Annotated in this window: 15 protein-coding genes and 1 pseudogene; 8 read left to right on the top strand and 8 right to left on the bottom strand. The window is 62.5% G+C overall.

From position 1 onward, the window contains the following. Nucleotides 1-198 precede the first annotated feature (198 nt). Nucleotides 199-438, bottom strand: coding sequence for a DUF3203 family protein (locus C4J93_RS15175; RefSeq protein WP_124429800.1), 240 nt, complete (start codon nucleotides 436-438; stop codon nucleotides 199-201). Nucleotides 439-560: 122 nt separating this feature from the next. Here C4J93_RS15175 and C4J93_RS15170 point away from each other — a divergent pair, with 122 nt between their 5' ends. Next, the gene (locus tag C4J93_RS15170; protein ID WP_124367308.1) at nucleotides 561-1,052 is read left to right on the top strand and encodes an MgtC/SapB family protein; all 492 of its coding nucleotides are present in this window, start codon (nucleotides 561-563) and stop codon (nucleotides 1,050-1,052) included. Here C4J93_RS15170 and C4J93_RS27160 read toward each other — a convergent pair. Continuing rightward, the gene (locus C4J93_RS27160) at nucleotides 1,030-1,206 is read right to left on the bottom strand and encodes a hypothetical protein (protein WP_164484545.1); all 177 of its coding nucleotides are present in this window, start codon (nucleotides 1,204-1,206) and stop codon (nucleotides 1,030-1,032) included. The two genes, C4J93_RS15170 and C4J93_RS27160, sit on opposite strands and share 23 nt — an antisense overlap. Before the next feature lie 205 nt (nucleotides 1,207-1,411). On the opposite strand from C4J93_RS27160, the gene C4J93_RS15165 reads away from it, so the two are divergent. From C4J93_RS15165 to C4J93_RS15150, 4 genes and pseudogenes are all read left to right on the top strand, one after another. Beyond that, entirely contained in the window at nucleotides 1,412-3,400 is a 1,989-nt protein-coding gene (locus tag C4J93_RS15165) for an alpha-1,4-glucan--maltose-1-phosphate maltosyltransferase (RefSeq protein ID WP_124429799.1), read from the top strand. Nucleotides 3,401-3,553: 153 nt separating this feature from the next. Next, a complete protein-coding gene (treS, locus tag C4J93_RS15160) occupies nucleotides 3,554-6,901 on the top strand; it encodes a maltose alpha-D-glucosyltransferase (protein ID WP_124429798.1) in 3,348 nt (1,115 codons plus the stop codon). Beyond that, on the top strand, nucleotides 6,898-9,135 hold the full coding sequence (gene glgB, locus C4J93_RS15155) for a 1,4-alpha-glucan branching protein GlgB (protein WP_124429797.1): 2,238 nt from the start codon (nucleotides 6,898-6,900) through the stop codon (nucleotides 9,133-9,135). Before treS ends, glgB begins: the two co-directional genes overlap by 4 nt. Nucleotides 9,136-9,225: 90 nt before the next feature. Beyond that, a pseudogene (locus C4J93_RS15150) lies at nucleotides 9,226-10,352 on the top strand (diguanylate cyclase). On the opposite strand, the gene C4J93_RS15145 reads toward C4J93_RS15150, so the two are convergent. Together C4J93_RS15145 and C4J93_RS15140 are read right to left on the bottom strand one after the other, a co-directional pair. Beyond that, nucleotides 10,331-12,535 carry a GAF domain-containing protein gene (locus C4J93_RS15145; protein ID WP_124429796.1) on the bottom strand — a complete coding sequence of 735 codons (2,205 nt, stop codon included), beginning with the start codon at nucleotides 12,533-12,535 and terminating at the stop codon, nucleotides 10,331-10,333. The pseudogene C4J93_RS15150 and the gene C4J93_RS15145 sit on opposite strands and share 22 nt — an antisense overlap. 172 nt (nucleotides 12,536-12,707) lie before the next feature. Continuing rightward, nucleotides 12,708-13,559, bottom strand: a complete 852-nt coding sequence (locus C4J93_RS15140) for a CAP domain-containing protein (RefSeq protein WP_124363163.1) — start codon at nucleotides 13,557-13,559, stop codon at nucleotides 12,708-12,710. A 176-nt stretch (nucleotides 13,560-13,735) separates the two neighbouring features. On the opposite strand from C4J93_RS15140, the gene C4J93_RS15135 reads away from it, so the two are divergent. Continuing rightward, a complete protein-coding gene (locus C4J93_RS15135; RefSeq protein WP_124429795.1) occupies nucleotides 13,736-14,407 on the top strand; it encodes a GNAT family N-acetyltransferase in 672 nt (223 codons plus the stop codon). 135 nt (nucleotides 14,408-14,542) lie between these two features. Here C4J93_RS15135 and C4J93_RS15130 read toward each other — a convergent pair whose 3' ends face one another. Then, on the bottom strand, nucleotides 14,543-15,145 hold the full coding sequence (locus C4J93_RS15130; protein WP_124410147.1) for a TetR/AcrR family transcriptional regulator: 603 nt from the start codon (nucleotides 15,143-15,145) through the stop codon (nucleotides 14,543-14,545). A 71-nt stretch (nucleotides 15,146-15,216) separates the two neighbouring features. Between C4J93_RS15130 and C4J93_RS15125 the strand changes: the two genes are divergently transcribed. Then, nucleotides 15,217-15,816 (top strand): NAD(P)H-dependent oxidoreductase, encoded by a 600-nt coding sequence (locus C4J93_RS15125; protein ID WP_124429794.1) that lies wholly within the window; start codon nucleotides 15,217-15,219, stop codon nucleotides 15,814-15,816. Between the two features lies 1 nt (nucleotide 15,817). Here the strand turns inward: C4J93_RS15125 and C4J93_RS15120 are convergent, their stop codons facing one another. The 3 genes from C4J93_RS15120 to C4J93_RS15110 form a co-directional block, all read right to left on the bottom strand. Next, nucleotides 15,818-16,207: a hypothetical protein gene (locus tag C4J93_RS15120; RefSeq protein WP_124429793.1), complete on the bottom strand. Its 390-nt coding sequence runs from the start codon at nucleotides 16,205-16,207 to the stop codon at nucleotides 15,818-15,820. A gap of 32 nt (nucleotides 16,208-16,239) precedes the next feature. Next, the gene (gene aroA / locus C4J93_RS15115; RefSeq protein WP_124429792.1) at nucleotides 16,240-17,496 is read right to left on the bottom strand and encodes a 3-phosphoshikimate 1-carboxyvinyltransferase; all 1,257 of its coding nucleotides are present in this window, start codon (nucleotides 17,494-17,496) and stop codon (nucleotides 16,240-16,242) included. 91 nt (nucleotides 17,497-17,587) lie between these two features. Then, nucleotides 17,588-18,142, bottom strand: coding sequence for a UPF0149 family protein (locus tag C4J93_RS15110; RefSeq protein ID WP_124429791.1), 555 nt, complete (start codon nucleotides 18,140-18,142; stop codon nucleotides 17,588-17,590). A gap of 161 nt (nucleotides 18,143-18,303) precedes the next feature. Here C4J93_RS15110 and C4J93_RS15105 point away from each other — a divergent pair, with 161 nt between their 5' ends. Beyond that, a complete protein-coding gene (locus C4J93_RS15105) occupies nucleotides 18,304-19,116 on the top strand; it encodes a crotonase/enoyl-CoA hydratase family protein (RefSeq protein ID WP_124429790.1) in 813 nt (270 codons plus the stop codon). Nucleotides 19,117-19,120: the final 4 nt, after the last annotated feature.

Raw genomic sequence — 19,120 nt, 5'->3', positions numbered from 1 at the left:
CAGAATCAAGTAGTGCGACAAAAAGCGGATCAGATGGCTCGACTTGCCGAGTGCTCACTGACGAAACCGACTCAAAATGTGGGAGGGGGCTTGCTCCCGATAGCGCTGGGTCAGTTGATACATCAGGTAACTGACCCTCCGCTATCGGGAGCAAGCCCCCTCCCACAGGTACTGCACAGCTCAGTTAAATCACCTCAGTCAAATCACCGAGCCAGGTGCATCAGCCTTGACATGCTGACGCTCATCATGGGCTCCAGCAACGGTCAGGGCGTCGGCCTCGGCTTCGGTGATGTAGATCCGCTCGGCCGCCAATTCTACGTACGACATGGATTTTTCGGTGTCGGTCGCGATATTGACTCGGGTCGCAGGCACGCTGTGTTCCTGAGCATTGTCACCGAGCGTGAAATAGCACAGCTGATCTTCGATACGTAGGGACATGCCGGTCTCCTTTGTTCATGGGCGATGAAGGTTAGGGTGTTGCGGTGTATGCGGGTTCCGCGCAACTGACTGGCGGTCGCCGCTGTCCATCCTTTACCTATAAAAAACACAGGAGGGCATTCATGGACGCTTGGTTGCATGAAGCGTGGCAAACACTGCAGGCTGAATTTGCCGATATCGGCGACGCCAGGCAGCTCACCCAGATGACCGTGCGCCTGCTGATGGCCGCGCTACTCGGTGGCATCCTCGGGTTTGAGCGGGAGAGCAAGGGCAAGGCCGCCGGGGTGCGCACCCATATGCTGGTGGCGTTGGGCGCAGCACTGTTTGTGATGGTGCCGCAGATGTCCGGCAATCAGGCCGATGCCATGAGCCGGGTGGTGCAGGGCGTGATTGCCGGGATTGGCTTCCTGGGCGCCGGCACCATTATCAAGGGCAAGGATGACGATGCCGGCCACGTCAAGGGCCTGACCACCGCCGCCGGGTTGTGGATGACCGCTGCGATTGGGGTCTCGGCCGGTCTGGGCCGGGAATCGACAGCGGTACTCAGTACCTTGCTGGCCCTGGCGGTGTTCAGCGTGATGCCGAAAATCGTCAAGCGTTTCGAGAAGGACTGACGATCACAGGCGGCATCGTGGTCGGCGGTTCCTGCACCGGTGGCGGCTCGTTCTCCGGCGGTTCTTTTTCCGGAATCGGTGCAGGCTCGGTGGGGGGCAGCGTCGGGTTGTCGATGTTCGGGTCCGGGGTTTCAGCCGGGATGGGGATATTCATCGGTGTGGCCTCCTTTGTGCTTTGCTCTATGGGTGGACAGCCGTCGGTAGGAATTGATTCCCCGCCGGGTGGCGGCATATTCACCTGAACTTTTGCCCGAAGCCCAGGCTCGGACCTAATACGGGCCTGCTCAGCGAGCGCGCCGCCATCTCAAGAATTCGGATCAAGCACAGAGCGTCCACAGGGCGTAAGGGGAATATGCTCGATGACTGCTGAAACACTGGTTCCAGAAGAGTCTTTATTGCCGTTGTCCCAGGCGCTGCTATTACCCAGAATTGCGATTGAAAGCACCATGCCGGTGATCGATGGTGGCGAGTTTGCCGTCAAGGCGGTCGTTGGCCAGCGCGTCAACGTGACCAGTAAAGTGTTCGCCGATGGTCATGACAAGCTGGCGGTGCTGGTGCGCTGGCGCCCGCGCGGGCAGGAAAACTGGCACAGCGTGGTCATGAGCGATGTGGGCAACAATGGCTGGGAAGGTGCATTCACCGTCACCACCCAGGGGCCCCATGAATACTGCATCGAGGCCTGGATCGATACCTTCGCCAGCTTCTGCTATGAATTGCGCAAAAAGCACGAAGCCGGGGTGCCGGTCAGCCTGGAGCTGCAGGAAGGCCGCAGCTTGGTGCTGCAGGCCGCCGAACGCAGTGACAACGAATTGCGCGACCGCTTGATGCTGCTGCATCACGAACTCTCCGGCCTGCTGGAAACCGAGCAGGTCGCGCAGTTCCTGCACGAAGACAGTGCACACTTGATGACCCAGGCCGACCACCGCGCCTATTTGAGCATCAGTCGCGTGTACCCGATCGACGTGGAGCGCGAGCGCGCCCAGTTTGCCAGCTGGTACGAGCTGTTTCCCCGCTCGATCACCGATGATCCGGCCCGGCATGGCACCTTCAACGATGTGCATTCACGCTTGTCGATGATCCATGACATGGGCTTTGACGTGCTGTACTTCCCGCCGATCCATCCCATCGGCCGCAGCCATCGCAAGGGCAAGAACAACTCTCTGAACGCCGGCCCCGATGATCCCGGCAGCCCCTACGCAATCGGCAGCGAAGAGGGCGGGCACGAGGCGATCCACCCGCAACTGGGCAGCCGCGAGGATTTCCGTCGCCTGGTCAAGGCCGCTGCCGACCACGGCCTGGAAATCGCCCTCGACTTCGCCATCCAGTGCTCCCAGGACCACCCGTGGCTCAAGCAGCATCCGGGCTGGTTCAACTGGCGCCCGGACGGCACGATCAAATACGCGGAAAACCCGCCGAAAAAGTATCAGGATATCGTCAACGTCGACTTTTACGCGGCGGATGCGATTCCCGGCCTGTGGACCGAACTGCGCGACGTCGTGGTGGGCTGGGTGGAAGAGGGCGTGAAGACCTTCCGCGTGGACAACCCGCACACCAAGCCGCTGCCGTTCTGGCAATGGTTGATCAGCGACGTGCGGGCCAAATACCCGGAAGTGATCTTCCTGGCTGAAGCCTTTACCACGCCGGCCATGATGGCGCGCCTGGGTAAGGTCGGTTATTCCCAGAGCTACACCTATTTCACCTGGCGCAATACCAAGGCCGAACTGAGTGAGTATTTCACCCAGTTGAACCAGTCGCCGTGGCGCGAATGCTACCGGCCGAATTTCTTCGTCAATACGCCGGACATCAACCCTGGCTTCCTGCACGAGTCCGGCCGCGCGGGCTTTCTGATCCGCGCCGCGCTGGCCACCATGGGCTCGGGCCTGTGGGGCATGTATTCCGGGTTCGAATTGTGCGAGTCCGCGCCGGTGCCGGGTAAAGAGGAATACCTGGACTCGGAGAAATACGAGATCCGCCCGCGCGACTTCACTGCGCCTGGCAACATCATTGCCGAGATCGCCCAGCTCAACCGCATCCGCCGGCAAAACCCGGCGTTGCAGACGCACCTGGGGCTCAAGCTGTACAACGCCTGGAACGACAACATCCTGTACTTCGGCAAGCGCAGCGAGGACGGCAGCAATTTCGTGCTGGTGGCCATCAACCTCGACCCGCACAACGCCCAGGAAGCGCACTTCGAGTTGCCGCTATGGGAGATGGGCTTGCCGGACGACGCCCAGACCCAGGGTGAAGACTTGATGAACGGCCATCGCTGGACCTGGTATGGCAAGACCCAATGGACTCGGCTGGAGCCGCAGATGCCGTTCGGGATCTGGCGCATCACTGCTTCCTGAATCTTGCGCAGATCAACTGTGGGAGGGGGCTTGCTCCCGATGGTGGTGTGTCAGTCACTGAACATCTATCTGAAGCGCTGCCATCGGGAGCAAGCCCCCTCCCACATTGAACGCGTTCAGTCTGTAAGAGTTTGAGTATTCCAGGAGTTTCCAATGGCGAAAAAACCCAAGGCTGCCACCTTTATCAAGGACCCGCTCTGGTACAAGGACGCGGTGATTTACCAGGTGCATGTCAAATCCTATTTCGACTCCAACAACGACGGCATCGGCGATTTTCCCGGGCTGATCGCCAAGCTCGACTACATTGCCGACCTCGGCGTAAACACTATCTGGCTGCTGCCGTTCTATCCTTCGCCACGCCGTGATGACGGCTACGACATCGCCGAGTACCGTGGCGTACACAGCGACTACGGGACCATGGCCGACGCCAAGCGCTTCATAGCCGAGGCCCACAAGCGTGGGCTGCGCGTGATCACTGAACTGGTGATTAACCACACGTCCGACCAGCACCCCTGGTTCCAGCGCGCCCGCAAGGCCAAACCGGGTTCGGCGGCGCGGGACTTCTACGTGTGGTCGGATGACGACCAGAAATACGACGGTACGCGGATCATCTTCCTCGACACCGAGAAGTCCAACTGGACTTGGGACCCGGTGGCCGGCCAGTACTTCTGGCACCGTTTCTATTCGCACCAGCCCGACCTTAACTTCGACAACCCCCAGGTGATGAAAGCCGTGCTGTCGGTGATGCGCTATTGGCTCGACCTGGGCATCGACGGCCTGCGCCTGGATGCGATTCCCTACCTGATCGAGCGGGACGGCACCAACAACGAGAACCTCCCCGAAACCCACGGTGTGCTCAAACAGATCCGCGCCGAAATCGACGCGAATTACCCAGACCGCATGCTGCTGGCCGAAGCCAACCAATGGCCCGAAGACACCCAACTCTATTTCGGTGACAGGAAGGGCGACGACGGCGATGAATGCCATATGGCCTTCCACTTCCCGTTGATGCCGCGCATGTACATGGCCCTGGCACAGGAAGATCGCTTTCCGATTACCGACATCCTGCGCCAGACCCCGGAAATTCCGGCCAATTGCCAGTGGGCGATCTTCCTGCGCAACCACGATGAACTGACCCTGGAGATGGTCACCGACAAAGAGCGCGACTACCTGTGGAACTACTATGCCGCGGACCGTCGCGCGCGCATCAACTTGGGCATTCGCCGCCGCCTGGCGCCGTTGGTGGAACGCGACCGGCGCCGCGTGGAACTGCTCAACAGCCTGTTGCTGTCGATGCCCGGCACGCCAACCCTCTACTACGGCGACGAAATCGGCATGGGCGACAACATTTACCTGGGCGACCGCGATGGCGTGCGCACGCCGATGCAATGGTCCATCGACCGCAATGGCGGTTTCTCCCGCGCCGACCCGGCCAGCCTGGTGCTGCCGCCGATCATGGACGCGCAATACGGCTATCAGTCGGTCAACGTCGAAACCCAGGCCCAGGACCCGCATTCACTGCTGAACTGGACGCGGCGCATGCTGGCGGTGCGCAAGCAATCCAAGGCGTTTGGGCGTGGCAGCCTGAAAATGCTGTCGCCGAGCAATCGCCGCATCCTGGCCTATACCCGTGAATACACCGGGGAGGACGGCCGTACTGAAATCATCCTGTGCGTGGCCAACGTCTCGCGCAGCGCCCAGGCGGCGGAGCTGGACCTGTCGGCGTTTGCCGGGATGGTGCCGGTGGAAATGCTCGGCGGTAACGCATTCCCGCCCATCGGGCAACTGAATTTCCTGCTGACCCTGGCGCCCTATGGCTTTTATTGGTTCGTGCTGGCGGCGGAAAACCAGATGCCGAGCTGGCATGTGGAACCAGCCCAGAGCATTCCTGACTTCACGACATTGGTGTTGAAAAAACGTATGGAAGAGTTACTGGAAGAACCCTGCCGCACCACCCTGGAGCACACCTCGCTGCCGGCCTGGCTGCCCAAGCGCCGCTGGTTCGCCGGTAAGGACGCCACCATCGACGGTGTGCATATCGCCTACGGCGTGCGCTTCGGCGACGCCCAGCACCCGGTGCTGCTCAGCGAGATCGACGTCACCAGCGCGGGCCAGACCAGCCGGTATCAACTGCCGTTCGGCTTCCTTGGCGAAGACCAGCTCACCAGCGCCTTGCCGCAGCAATTGGCAATGGCCCGCGTACGGCGCAGCCGCCAGGTAGGGCTGGTCACCGACGCGTTCAGCCTCGAGCATTTTGTGCGCAGCGTGATCCAAAGCCTGCAGGCCGGTACCGTGCTCAATAGCAGCGAGGGTGACCTGCGCTTTGAAGCCACGCCGCACCTGGCTGCCTTGCAGCTGACGGATGAATCAGCGGTGCGCTACTTGTCTGCCGAGCAGTCCAACAGTTCGGTGGTGGTCGGCGAGAGCCTGGTGCTCAAGCTGATCCGCAAAGTCAGTGCCGGGGTGCACCCGGAACTGGAAATGAGCGCCTACTTGACCGTAGCCGAATACCCGAACATTTCGCCGTTGATGGGCTCGATGAGCCGGCGCGACGCCGAGGGCCAGGACAACCTGCTGATGATCGCCCAGGGTTACCTGAGCAACCAGGGCGACGCCTGGAGCTGGACCCAGAACAACCTCGAACGCGCCATTCGCGACGAACTGGCCGAGGCGATTTCCGAACAGGAGCAGCATTACAACGCCCTGGGCGAGCTGGCCGACTTTGCCGGCCTGCTCGGCCAGCGTCTGGGCGAGATGCACGTAGTGTTGGGCGCGCCTACCCAGAACAAGGACTTCAAGCCCGAAGTCACTTCGGTCAAGGACACCCAGGCCTGGGCCAAGGATGTGGGGGCGCAGATCGAGCGGGCCCTGCAGTTGCTCAAAGTAAATCAAAGCCAGTTGAACCCCGCCGATCAGGCGCTGGTCAGTGAATTACTGGCGCAGAAAAAAGCCATCGGCAGCCATGTCCAGGCGCTGGCGAAAGCCACGCTGGGCGGGTTGCGGATTCGCGTCCACGGTGACTTGCACCTGGGCCAGGTACTGGTGGTCAAGGGCGATGCCTATTTGATCGACTTTGAAGGCGAACCGGCGCGCCCGCTGCATGAACGGCGCGGTAAGCACAGCCCCTACAAGGACGTGAGTGGGGTGTTGCGCTCCTTCGATTACGCAGCGGCCATGGCCCTGAACGTGCAAGGGGTTGATCAATCGCCGGAAGCCGACGCCGCGCGTCGTCGCGTGACCGAGCGTTACCTGAGTGAAGCCCGCCAGGCATTTACCCAGGCTTATCAGACGGCGACGGCTACACTGGCGCATGACTGGCAGGATGCCAACGGCCAGGACGCCGCGCTGACGTTGTTCAGCCTGGAGAAGGCCGCGTATGAAGTGGCCTACGAAGCGGAAAATCGCCCGAGCTGGTTGCCGGTGCCCTTGCAAGGGTTGCACGGTTTGCTCAGCGGGCTTACACCTGAATCGAAAACTGCACGCGGTGGGGAGACGTCATGAGTTTTACGCAAAGAGAACCGCTGCAGCCCAAGTTGACTGCAATGCCGGCGTCCAAGGACGTCGAGGCGCTGGTACGCGCCGAGCATCACGATCCATTCTCGATCCTTGGGCCGCATGATGATGAGCAGGGCGGGCAATTTATCCGCGCGTTCCTGCCCGAAGCCTTGAGTGTCCAGGTACTGGCACGTGACAGTGGCGAGCCTATCGGCAGCCTCGACGCCAGCCAGGTGCCGGGGCTGTTCGTCGGGCACTTCAACACGCGCCAAGCTTACCTGCTCAAGATCCAGTGGGCCGGTGGCGAGCAGATCACTGAAGACCCGTACAGCTTCAACCAATTGCTGCTCGGTGAAATGGACCTGTACCTGTTTGCCGAAGGCAACCACCGCGACCTGGGCAGTTGCCTGGGCGCTCAAGTGACCACGGTCGACGGCGTGCAGGGCGTACGTTTCGCCGTGTGGGCGCCGAATGCCCGGCGGGTCTCGGTGGTGGGCGACTTCAACATCTGGGACGGTCGCCGGCATCCGATGCGCTTGCGCCATCCGTCGGGCGTGTGGGAGATTTTCATCCCGCGTCTGCAACCGGGGGCGGCCTACAAGTACGAGATTCTCGGTGCCCACGGCATTTTGCCGCTCAAGGCCGACCCGATGGCCCTGGCCACCCAGCTGCCGCCGGACACCGCCTCGAAGGTCGCCGCGCCGTTGCAGGTGGACTGGCAGGACCATGAGTGGATGCAGGCCCGAGGTGACAAACAGAAATCCACCGCGCCGCTGTCGATCTACGAGTTGCACGTAGGTTCCTGGCAATGCGAGCTGGACGAGGCCGGAGAAGTGTCACGCCAGTACGGTTGGCGCGAACTGTCCGAGCGGCTGATTCCCTATGTGCAGCAACTGGGCTTCACCCATATCGAGCTGATGCCGATCATGGAGCATCCCTTCGGCGGTTCGTGGGGCTATCAGGCCTTGTCCCAGTTCGCGCCGAGCGCACGCTTTGGCTCGCCGGAAGATTTCGCGTATTTCGTTAACGCCTGCCACCAGGCGGACATCGGCGTGATCCTTGACTGGGTGCCGGCGCATTTCCCGACGGACACCCACGGCCTGGCGCAGTTCGACGGCACCGCGCTGTACGAATACGCCAACCCGCTGGAAGGTTTCCACCAGGACTGGGACACGCTGATCTACAACCTGGGCCGCACCGAGGTGCACGGTTTCATGCTCGCCTCGGCATTGCATTGGCTCAAGCACTTCCACGTCGACGGCCTGCGCGTGGATGCGGTGGCGTCGATGCTGTATCGCGACTATTCGCGCAAAGCCGGTGAGTGGGTGCCCAACCGTCACGGTGGCCGCGAGAACCTGGAAGCCATCGATTTCCTGCGCCACTTGAACGACGTGGTGGCGCTGGAGGCGCCGGGCGCCCTGGTGATCGCCGAGGAGTCCACCGCGTGGCCGGGGGTGAGCCAAAGCACCCAGCAAGGTGGCCTGGGCTTCAACTACAAATGGAACATGGGCTGGATGCACGACTCGCTGCATTACATCCAGCAAGACCCGGTGTACCGCGCCCATCACCACAACGAGCTGAGTTTCGGCCTGGTGTATGCCTGGTCCGAGCGGTTTATCCTGCCGATTTCCCACGACGAAGTGGTGCACGGCAAGCACTCGCTGATCGACAAGATGCCCGGCGACCGCTGGCAGAAGTTCGCCAACCTGCGTGCCTACCTGAGTTTCATGTGGATGCACCCCGGCAAGAAGCTGCTGTTCATGGGCTGCGAGTTCGGCCAGTGGCGCGAGTGGAACCACGACCAGCAACTGGACTGGTACCTGTTGCAATACCCCGAGCACCGTGGGGTGCAAAAGCTGGTGGGCGACTTGAACCGCCTGTACCGCGAGGAACCGGCGCTGCACGAGCAGGATGACGCGCCCCAGGGCTTCCAGTGGCTGATTGGCGACGATGCGATCAACAGCGTCTATGCCTGGCTGCGCTGGAGCAAGGACAGCAAACCAGTGCTGGTCGTCGCCAACTTCACCCCGGTGCCCCGTGAGGCCTATGCGGTCGGCGTACCCGTTGCCGGGCGCTGGAGCGAAGTGATCAACAGTGACGCCGACATGTATGCCGGGTCCAACTTCGGTAATGGCGGTGCGGTACAGACCGTGGATGAGCCCCGCCACGGGCAGCCGGTGTCGCTGTCGCTGAACCTGCCACCCTTGGGTGTGTTGATTCTGCGACCACAGGAGAGTTAAACGCGCCTGGCGCGACGGATGCGGTTGTCCGGGCTACTGGCAGGGTGCCACAATGGCACCTTTGTCGTAGCACTCAGACAGGCGAATCGCATGAATAGCCATGGGCTTGGGCAAGACCCGGACCGTGTTATCGAACAGCAGGTGCGCACCGACCGTTTGCACCAGCTGTTTCGCCAGTCCTTCCCGGCGCTGTTTGGCAGCTACCTGGCCGCTCTCATGCTGTGCTGGCTGTGCTGGGAGCGCTTCGACCAGCAGCTGATCCTGGTATGGCTGGTGCTGCTGGCCGGTTCCTCACTGCTGCGCCTGCAATTGTTCCTTGAATGGTTCCGCTGTCCCGACAGCAAGCGTACGCCGGCGCGGTGGGAGCGGCGTTACTGGGTGACACTGATGTTGTCGGCGGGCATCTGGGGGGCGGGGCGCTGGCGGTGATGCCGGTGGATGACCGCGTGTCCCAGGTGCTGGTCATGCTGTTCGCCGTGGGCATGTCGGTCGGCGCGGTGTCCTGCTATTCGGCCTATCGCTACATGTCGCTGGGGTCCATGGGCCTGGTGCTGTTGCCTTGTACCCTGTGGTTGCTGTTCCAGCCATCGCCGATGCAGGTCGGCGTGGCGCTGGCGGTATTGGTGTTCTCGTCCTTTGTGGCGGCCGCCACGCACAAACTGTCCGACGCCCTGGAAAAAGCCTTTCGCCTGACCCGGCAAATGGAGCGCGCCCACACCATTTCAACCCACGCCTCCCAGACCGATGAGCTGACCGGGTTGATGAACCGTCGGGCCTTTTTCGAACAGGCCCAGGCGCTCTATGCCCAGTGCCGTCGTGAGCAGCAGCCACTGTGTGTGCTGATGCTGGACATGGATCACTTCAAAACCATCAATGACACCTACGGGCACCAAGCCGGCGACCAAGTGTTGCGCCAGATTGGCAGCGTGATCAGCACCTCGTTCCGCCAGGTCGATGTGTACGGCCGCCTGGGAGGCGAAGAGTTCGCAATATTGCTGCCCAATACCTCCCTGGAAACCGCGCGCGGCATCGCCGAGCAACTGGTCCAGGCCATTGGCGATTTGCGGGCCGACCCGGTGCAGGGCTTGAGTGCCAGCCTGGGCCTGGCTTCGACCCATACCCAGGCGCTGGACTTGTATGGCTTGATGGACAGCGCTGACAAGGCGCTATACCGGGCCAAGGCGCTGGGCCGCAATCAGGTGGCCGTGGCGGGCTGATCCTTGGCCATGGCCTTGGCCAACGCGCGCGCAACCTGTTCGGCGGAGTAGGGTTTGGCGAGGAATTCAAAGCCTTCATAGCCACTGTCCGCCAGTTCTTCGCTGTAACCCGAGACCAGCACCACCGGCAGGTCCGCCCGGCGCTGGCGCATCAGCCTGGCCATGGCGACGCCAGTCATCCCAGGCATCACCACATCCGAGAACACCGCGTCGAAGGCCCCGGCGTCGTTGCCGGCCAGCGTCAGCGCCTGTTCGGCGTTGGTGGCCCAGGTGGTCTGGTAACCCAGATCCTTGAGGATCTGGCTGGCGAAGCGTCCCACCTCCAGGTTGTCCTCCACGATCAGTACATGCCGTTGGGCCAGGTCCAGCGGCGGTGGAAGGTCTTGCTCTGCGTGCTGCCGGGGCGCGGCTTCGCCTTCCACCTCGGGCAGGTACAGGGTGAACACCGTGCCTTGCCCCAGGGTGCTGGTCACATCGATATTGCCGCCCGATTGCTTGGCAAAGCCGAACACTTGCGACAAACCCAGGCCGGTGCCCTTGCCGACGGCCTTGGTGGTGAAGAACGGCTCGAAAATGCGTTCGACGGTATCGCCGGCAATGCCCACGCCCGTGTCGGCCAGGGAAATAGCGATGTAGGGCAGGCGCGACTCGGCATCCCCGCGGATGCGCGGCAGCGGCTGCTGGGCGGCAACCTTGATGGTCAGGCTGCCCTGGCCGTCCATGGCGTCGCGGGCATTGAGGGCGATGTTGATCAGGGCGGTTTCGAACTGGCTGGAATCGATGCGCGCATAGCAGGGCTGGTCGGGCAATTGCACCTGCACATGAATGCGTGCGCCGGTGACGCTCTCAAGCATGTCGCCAATGTTGCGCACCCGTTGGCTGACATCGAACACCTGTGGATTCAACGGCTGGCGGCGGGCGAAGGCGAGCAGTTGGCTGGTGAGCTTGCTGGCCCGCTCGACGGTATCGGACACCGCGCCCATATAGCGTTGCCGGCGTTCTTCCGAGAGCCCCGGCTGGCGCAGGAAGTCCACGGATGAGCGAATGATCGTCAGCAGGTTATTGAAATCATGGGCGACGCCGCCAGTGAGTTGGCCGATGGCCTCGAGCTTTTGCGACTGGCGCAACGCGGCTTCGGCCTGGGCGAGGGCGCGGGTGCGTTCTTCGACGCGCTGTTCCAGGGTTGCATTGAGTTCGGTATAGGCCGCCAGGCCCTCACGCACCACAGCATCGGCGCGTACGCGCTCGATATGCGCCCAGGAACGTTCGGTGACTTCGCCCAACAGCGCCAGGTCATAGGAGGACCAGTGGCGGGGCTGTTTGTCGTGCACGGCCATCAGCGCGGTGAGGCGGCCGTCTTTGATCAACGGCATACAAATGGTCGCCGTTACACCGAGTGCCTGGAAGTTCGCGGCTTCATGGGCCGGCAACTCGAGCAGGTTATTGCCGATCACCAGGGGCTCGCCGGCGCGCAGGCAGGTCACTGCGCGCTCGCCGAACGCGGCCAGGCTGTAATGGCCGATGATGCTCGGCGAGCCTTGCGCCGACCAGTCGCCGCGAATGGTAAAGCCGTCTTGATCGTCGTCCATGTCGGCGTAGGCGCAAATCGACACTTGCAGGTGTTCGGCCAGCAGGCGGGTGGTCGACATCATGATTGCTTCGGGGGCGGTGGCCGTGGCGACGCTGTTGCCGATAGCGTCCAGCACGGCCAGGCGCCGGGTGAGAAAGACCGTGGCGGTGGTTTCGGTCACGGTATCCAGGAATCCCACCACCGCGCCTTTTGCATCACGGATCGGGCTGTAGCAAAAGGTGAAATACGCTTGTTCAGGCGTGTCGTCACGCAGGATCAACAGCGGAAAGTTTTCGATATAGGTGGCCTGCCCGGCGAACGCGGTGTCGGCGATAGGGCGGATGTCATCCCATGCCTCGTGCCACACCTCGTTGAACGGACGGCCCAGGGCGTCGGGCTTGTTGCCCAGGATCGGCACGAATGCATCGTTGTGGAGGGTGATCAATTGAGGCCCCCAGACGATGGCTTGGGGAAAGCTGGAGGCGAAGCACAGCGCAACGGTTGTCTTCAACACGTCCGGCCAGTGTTCAACCGGCCCCAGGGGCGTACTGGCCCAATCATGCCGACGAACCCGCTCTGCCATTACGCTGCTGCCTTGCAGCCAATTCATCATTGGGTTCACACCTTGCTCGCTACGCGCTGTTAGGCTTTGAAGAGGTCAGACCGACTAGCAACAGACCGGAATGACCTGGATCAGTTCAGCGCGATTATCTCCTAGGTGGCCCTTTGATTTCATTGCCCATTTGGCGGGGCGAGTCATCGCAGGTCCGGGCCGCCGATCTACGTTATTGCGCGCCGAACAGCCCCGTCCAGTAGATGCCCGCATCGCTTTTCGGGTCCATCGCATAGGCCGCGCCCAATTCACGAAATTGCGGGTTCATCAGGTTGGCGCAATGGCCGGGACTGGCGAGCCAACCGTCGAGCACCTTGCGTGGGGTATCGAGGCCGGCGGCGATGTTTTCGCCGATGTTTTTTGCGATATACCCGGCCAGCTCGGCGCGGTCGCCGGGGGTACGGCCGTCGTGGTCGAGGTGATCGAAAAAGTTGCCGTTGGCCATATTGCGGGTATGGCTGTTGGCGGCACCGGCCAGATCGTCGTTCCACGACAGCGGCGTAGTCGCCGTGAACGCCTGGGTGCCGCACTGGCGCGGCTGGGCGCGGGCGGCGTTGATCAGGTCGAGCAGTTTGCGGCCTTCGGTCTGCCAGTCGCCCAGGCCGCTGGTCAGCAGCGGGCGGGCGAGCACGATGCGCCAGTCCTGGCCGCTGTTGCTCACGCCGATGTCGACGAATTGCGGGTCGAGTACCACGCGACAGAAGCTTTCACGCACCGCTTTCATGGCGGCCTCGGCATCCCTGGGCCCGGACAGGCTGATCGCCTGCACGTTGACCATGGGGTACGCGGCCCGCGCCAGCGACTGCTGCAAATCGCCGACATTGGTGGCCGGCAGCACCAGCCGTGTGTCACTGTTGAGCGGCGGCAATTCCTGGGAACCCTGGTCGCCGCAGCGCTGCACCTGGCTGCGGTACTGGTTGATCTGTTGCACCAACTGACTTTCTTCATTCGCCATCGCGCTGGCGCAGAACACCGTACTGGCGGCCAGCGTCGTAAGACCCATCATCAATGACAGAACGCGCATGGACGTTACCCTTGAGCTTGAAAGTGCCCATGATGCGCGATCCAGGTGCGTGCATGCACCCGTTGGTCCGAACTTTTTTTGTTCAATGCTTGAGTGCCGGCGGATCAGGGCCGAGGCTTCACGGCGTGCAACAGGTACAATCGCCACTGCCTTGACGTGAAACCCCAGGAATTTGCATGTTCAGCCTTACCCGCTACACCACGCCGTGCCCCGAACCGGTCAACAGCCAGATCCTGCAGCTGGTGGTCGACAACCTCACCGACATCAGCAGCGTGGCACTGGCGCCCAGCAACCTGCTCTACAACATTTACCAGTACGCCATCGGGTTCGAGGTGCACCTGTACCTGGAGGCGCTGGATGGATCGAAGGGCATCAGCGTTGAGCTGGTCGTGGCGATGCAGGAGGAGACTGTCATTGGGTTTTGCCTGTACCTACCGGTGAAGGACGACCCTCAAGCCTGTGGCGTGGCTTTTATGGCCGTGCACTCGGGGTTCAGGCGCCAAGGCGTGGCCCGGGCCATGCTGGGTGACGTGTTGGCGCGCTATCCCCATGGGGAGCTGGCGTGCTCGGTGGAGAAGGTTGCCGCATTCGAAGCGATGGGCTTCCAGGTGCGTGGCGCGCGTGGCACCCAAGTGCTGATGAATACGCGGGACTACGGCACCGATGGGTTGATGGGCGTGCTCGACGTGGCGGCTATCTACAGCTCATTGGAAGTGCGGCAGATCCATACCTACCTGCTGCAAAAGCACGGGAAGCGCGCGATGGTGGACGCGGAAAAGCAGCGCGACCGGCACCTGGATCAATTGACGCGCAAGGTGCAGCGGTTTGTGGATGAACGCTTGGGTTGAGAACCGGTGACAGTGTGGGAGGGGGCTTGCTCCCGATGGCAGTGTGTCAGTCACCTATCAATCGACTGAACCACCGCTATCGGGAGCAAGCCCCCTCCCACATTGATCTGCTTTTAGTTGACGACCGTCGCGGTCTCAGGCGGCGCCGCGCTTGACCATCGCCAGGATGGTCGCCAGCAGTTCCTGTTGCGCTTCTTCGCGGCTGATTTCCGCGCTGGCTGCGGCATGGGACAAGGCTTCGGCCGCGCCCAGCATGGCGCGCAGGCCCGCCTGGGAAAGCGTGCCACCCGGCGCGAAGGGCGCCAGGGCATCGCGGCATTTATCGAGAAAGATGGCCTCGTACTTGCGCTTGAGCGCCTCCAGCTCCGGCGAGCCACTGAGCGCCGCCGTCACCCCTGGAATCTCGCGACCCTGCAGCAACACGCAATCCACATAGGACGAGGCAATCACCCACGCACGCGCTTCAAGTGTCGCGCTGCTGGCCTCGATGGCGTCGACAAACACCTGGTTCTGGCGCCCATCGAAATCCTCATACAGCGCGGCCAACAGGCCAGAGCGCGTGACGAAATGGTCGTACACAACCGGTTTGGTCACCCCGGCCAACTCGGCCAGGCGCCCCAGGGTCAGGGCGTCGGTGCCTTCCTCGCGCACCAGTTGCCAGGCGGTTTCCAATAACTGTTGCAGGCGTTCTTCGCGGGAAAGACGCCGACGCGGGGCAGGGGATTGTTCGCTTGACATGCTTATATACCAAAAGTAACTTAAGGGCGTAACTTACTAAAAGTAGCTTAAGCCTAAAAGGAGTCAATGTCATGCATGCACTCATCGTTGTGGCCCATCACGACAGCCAATCCCTGACCCACAGCGTGGCCGCGCACGTGGGTGCCGGTTTGAGCGCCTCCGGGCACACCTTTGAAATCGCCGACCTCGCGGCCGAAGGCTTCGATCCGCGCTACACGGCCGCCGACCACCAGGTACACCGCAGCCGCGCCACGCCGCCAGCGGATGTCCTCGCCGAACAGGCTCGCATCGAACGCGCCGACGCGTTGGTCGTGGTGTTCCCGATCTACTGGTGGTCCATGCCGGCGTTGCTCAAGGGCTGGATCGACCGTGTCTTCGTCAACGGCTGGGCGATCGATTACGGCCCGGATACACCGGTGACCAAGAAGTTGCGGCACTTGCAGGTGCACCTGCTGGCCTTGGGGGCTGCCGATGCCGATGCCTTCGACCGGCACGGTTATGCCCAGGCCATGCGCACGCAGATCGACTACGGGATCTTCGACTACTGCGGAGCGCAGGTGCTGACCTCGCAGTTGCTGCTGGAGTCGGAAAGCGACAGTGCCGAGGCGCATCTGCGCAAGGCCAGGGAGACAGGGCAGACGCTGTTTGTGCGCGAGACGGTAGCGGGGTGATTCAAGCGTCGCGAAACAGGTCGTGGGCATCCAGCAATCGGTAGGCAATCTCCGGCTGCTTCTCCAGGCCGCGACGGATCGCCGCCGGAATCGACTGGCGAGTCTTGCGGCACAGGCCGGGCAGCTCGTCGATGACGATCTGGATGCCGCGCATGCTCTTGACCTCAGTGTGGCCCGGCGCGATATGCAGGCGGATGCCCAACTGTTCGAACATCCGCTGCTGCAGATGCTCGAGGTCCTGCAGGCTCTTGAGATTCTCCAGGCGCTCGAGCAGGCGTTTTTCTTCCTGGCGTGTCAGGTTGAGAATGCGCAGGTCGGGCTCGGGCGCCTCCAGCAAACGTTCGCGCTCGCAGTCACAGACGCCGGGCGGGCAGGGTTGGCGAATGGTCATGTGCGTGCCCTCCCTGAACCTGCGCTGTTGTCTTAGTAGCTTAGCGTTACGCCAAGGCTGCCCAGGGCTTTCCAGTACCCAGGGTAAGTCTTGGCCACGCAGTCCGGGTCCTGGATGCGAATGCCTGCGACTTTCAGCCCGGCCAGGGCAAAGCACATGGCGATGCGGTGGTCGGCGTGGGTATCGATCAAGGCGTTGCAGGACGTGCCGGCCAGGGCCGGATCAGCCGCAACCAGCAGGTCGTCGCCCTCGATGGTCGCCAGGCCAGGCCGGATTGCGTTGAGGCCGTCGTGCAGCGCCTGCACGCGGTCACATTCCTTGACGCGCAGGTTGGCCAGTTCCGTGAAACGCACCGGGGTATTGTTGAACGCGGCAAGCACCGCCAGGGTCGGGATGGCGTCCTGCATCTGCGAGCCCACCACCGTGGCCTGCATGTTCGGGAACTGGGCGATCACCGCCTGGGCCTTGGCGTCCGGCTGGGTGAACGCCTCGGCGGCGACACCGATGTCGATACGGCCGCCGGTCAACACCTCTGCGGCCCACAGGTAGGTGGCTGCGGAGGCGTCGGGTTCGATCAGGTAATCATGGGCGGTGTAGCCGGTCGGGGCCACGCGCCAGGTGGTGTCGTCGACGGCTTCCACCTGGGCGCCGAAGGCACGCATGCAGTCCAGCGTCAGGTCCACATAGCCACGGGCGCCGATGTCCTTGCCGGTCAGGGCGACTTCAATCGGCGACTCACCGCATGCCGCGAGCATCAGCAACGCCGAGACATACTGGCTGGACAGCCCGCCATCGATCTCGAAACGCTTGGCCTGGACCTTGCCCACGCCGTGCACGGTCACCGGTGGGCAACCGGTCGGGCTGTCGACCTGGATGCCGTTCTGGCCGAGGGTGGCCAGCAGCGGCCCGATCGGGCGCTTTTGCATGTACTCGTCGCCGTCCAGCACTACGGTGCCGTGCACGGTTGCCACGGCAGCGGTGAGAAAGCGCATGGCGGTGCCGGCATTGCCGAGGAACAGCGGTTGCGCCGGCAAGTGTAGTTTGCCCTGGCTTGTGACCACGAAAGTGGTGTCGTCCGGCTCGTCGATGGTCACGCCCATCTGCCGCAGGGCCACCGACATGTGACGGGTGTCGTCGCTCTTCAGGGCGCCGCTCAAGCGGCTGGTGCCCTTGGCCAGGGCCGCCAGCAGCAGGGCGCGGTTGGTAATGGATTTGGAGCCGGGGGGCGCGACCTTGCCATTGAGAGGAAAGTTGGGCGGGGTAACGGTCACGGTTTTCTGCGAACTCAAGGGGCAAGGCTCCTGATCAAGGCGAGGTGGCATGGAGTGGCCGACGGGGCGGACCCGAATAATCGGCCAAAGGTGCGGTGCTTGTCGAGATTTAGCGCTTGCTCAGCCAGTAATCGTGCAGCGCCCGCGCCGCCGGTTCGATTTCGCTGACCCGCTGCTGATGGGCCTGCACATCCAGGTCCGCCGGCAATTCGAAATTATCCTGCTCGGCGCACCAGGAGATTTTCTCGAACTGAGTGGCCAGTTCGGCGGGCAGCGGCGGCCAGTTGCCGATGGCCGCGCCACGGATATAGCCGAAGCACCATTCCTCGGCGAGGGTCACGGCCTGGCCGTGGTGCTCTTTTTCATCGAACAGCGCCTTGAACGCCTTGGAATTGCCAGCCAGTTGCGCCGCCAGCGTATTGAAGTGGCGTACACACAGGTCCAGGAACTGCCCGGCCTCTTCGGGGCTTTCCCAGTCCGGGTTCTGCCCGCCCCAGATGGCCGGAAACCACTCGGCGATATCCACCTGCGTCGGGCTCGATACCAGCGCGGTGAAGTAGCCGTCGAGTTCGGCGACGTTGAGCACCGAATGGTCGTCGCCGTACTTGAGCAGGGTTTCTTCGATCTGGTCGAACTCGGCGGGGGTGAGCGGCTGGGCGTGCATGGGGCATATCCTTCAAACGTCGAACGCCGCAGTGGGGCGGCTTAAAGCGCCAAGGATGGCGCCTGGCAAGGTTTTTTGCCAGTCCCGCTTTTGGCCGATGCGCCGTTGCCTGCCCTTGTTATAGTTCGGGCCTTATCACTCGCCAGTCAGGGATCACGGCCATGTCCGAATACCAAGCGTTCGTTGTGGAACTCAGCGGCAACGTTGCCCATGTGCAGATCAATCGCCCGGAAAAGATCAACGCGATGAACGCGGCGTTCTGGAGCGAAATCATCGAGATCTTCCAATGGGTCGACGACACCGATGCCGTGCGCGCCGTGGTGCTCAGCGGTGCCGGCAAGCACTTTTCTTCGGGCATCGACTTGATGCTGCTGGCCTCGGTGGCCAATGAGTTGGGCAAGGATGTGGGCCGCAATGCGCGTCTGCTGCGGCGCAAGATCCTCGGGCTGCAAGCCTCGTTCAATGCGGTCGACAACTGCCGCAAGCCGGTACTGGCCGCGATCCACGGCTACTGCATCGGCGGTGCCATTGACCTGATCAGCGCCTGCGACATGCGCTACGCCGCCGAGGACGCGCAGTTCTCGATCAAGGAAATCGACATGGGCATGGCCGCCGACGTCGGCACCTTGCAACGCCTGCCCCGCATCGTCGGCGACGGTATGTTGCGCGAACTGGCCTACACCGGTCGTCAGTTCGGTGCCGAGGAGGCGCGCAGCATCGGCCTGGTCAATCGCGTGTTTGCCGACCAGCAAAGCCTGTTGGCCGGCGTCATGACCATTGCCCATGAAATCGCCGCCAAGTCGCCGATTGCCGTGGCCGGTACCAAGGCGATGATCAGCTATATGCGCGACCACACTGTCAATGATGGCCTGGAATACGTTGCCACCTGGAACTCGGCTATGTTGCAATCCAATGACCTGCGCGTGGCCATCGCGGCCCATATGAGCAAGCAGGCACCCGAATTCTTGGATTGATCGA

The sequence above is a fragment of the Pseudomonas sp. R2-37-08W genome (assembly GCF_003851705.1).
Classification (GTDB): Bacteria; Pseudomonadota; Gammaproteobacteria; order Pseudomonadales; family Pseudomonadaceae; genus Aquipseudomonas.
The sequence above is the reverse complement of the archived record's forward strand: the minus strand, read 5'-3'. Positions and strand labels throughout refer to the sequence as shown.

Bases quoted from the DNA above. Each gene is read 5' to 3' on its own strand.
- C4J93_RS15145 (WP_124429796.1), bottom strand. From the start codon at position 12,535: ATGATGAATTGGCTGCAAGGCAGCAGCGTAATGGCAGAGCGGGTTCGT.
- C4J93_RS15120 (WP_124429793.1), bottom strand. From the start codon at position 16,207: ATGACCATTCGCCAACCCTGCCCGCCCGGCGTCTGTGACTGCGAGCGC.
- C4J93_RS15135 (WP_124429795.1), top strand. From the start codon at position 13,736: ATGTTCAGCCTTACCCGCTACACCACGCCGTGCCCCGAACCGGTCAAC.
- C4J93_RS15105 (WP_124429790.1), top strand. From the start codon at position 18,304: ATGTCCGAATACCAAGCGTTCGTTGTGGAACTCAGCGGCAACGTTGCC.
- C4J93_RS27160 (WP_164484545.1), bottom strand. From the start codon at position 1,206: ATGAATATCCCCATCCCGGCTGAAACCCCGGACCCGAACATCGACAAC.
- C4J93_RS15130 (WP_124410147.1), bottom strand. From the start codon at position 15,145: ATGTCAAGCGAACAATCCCCTGCCCCGCGTCGGCGTCTTTCCCGCGAA.
- C4J93_RS15165 (WP_124429799.1), top strand. From the start codon at position 1,412: ATGACTGCTGAAACACTGGTTCCAGAAGAGTCTTTATTGCCGTTGTCC.
- glgB (WP_124429797.1), top strand. From the start codon at position 6,898: ATGAGTTTTACGCAAAGAGAACCGCTGCAGCCCAAGTTGACTGCAATG.
- C4J93_RS15140 (WP_124363163.1), bottom strand. From the start codon at position 13,559: ATGCGCGTTCTGTCATTGATGATGGGTCTTACGACGCTGGCCGCCAGT.
- C4J93_RS15170 (WP_124367308.1), top strand. From the start codon at position 561: ATGGACGCTTGGTTGCATGAAGCGTGGCAAACACTGCAGGCTGAATTT.
- C4J93_RS15125 (WP_124429794.1), top strand. From the start codon at position 15,217: ATGCATGCACTCATCGTTGTGGCCCATCACGACAGCCAATCCCTGACC.
- C4J93_RS15175 (WP_124429800.1), bottom strand. From the start codon at position 438: ATGTCCCTACGTATCGAAGATCAGCTGTGCTATTTCACGCTCGGTGAC.
- treS (WP_124429798.1), top strand. From the start codon at position 3,554: ATGGCGAAAAAACCCAAGGCTGCCACCTTTATCAAGGACCCGCTCTGG.
- C4J93_RS15110 (WP_124429791.1), bottom strand. From the start codon at position 18,142: ATGCACGCCCAGCCGCTCACCCCCGCCGAGTTCGACCAGATCGAAGAA.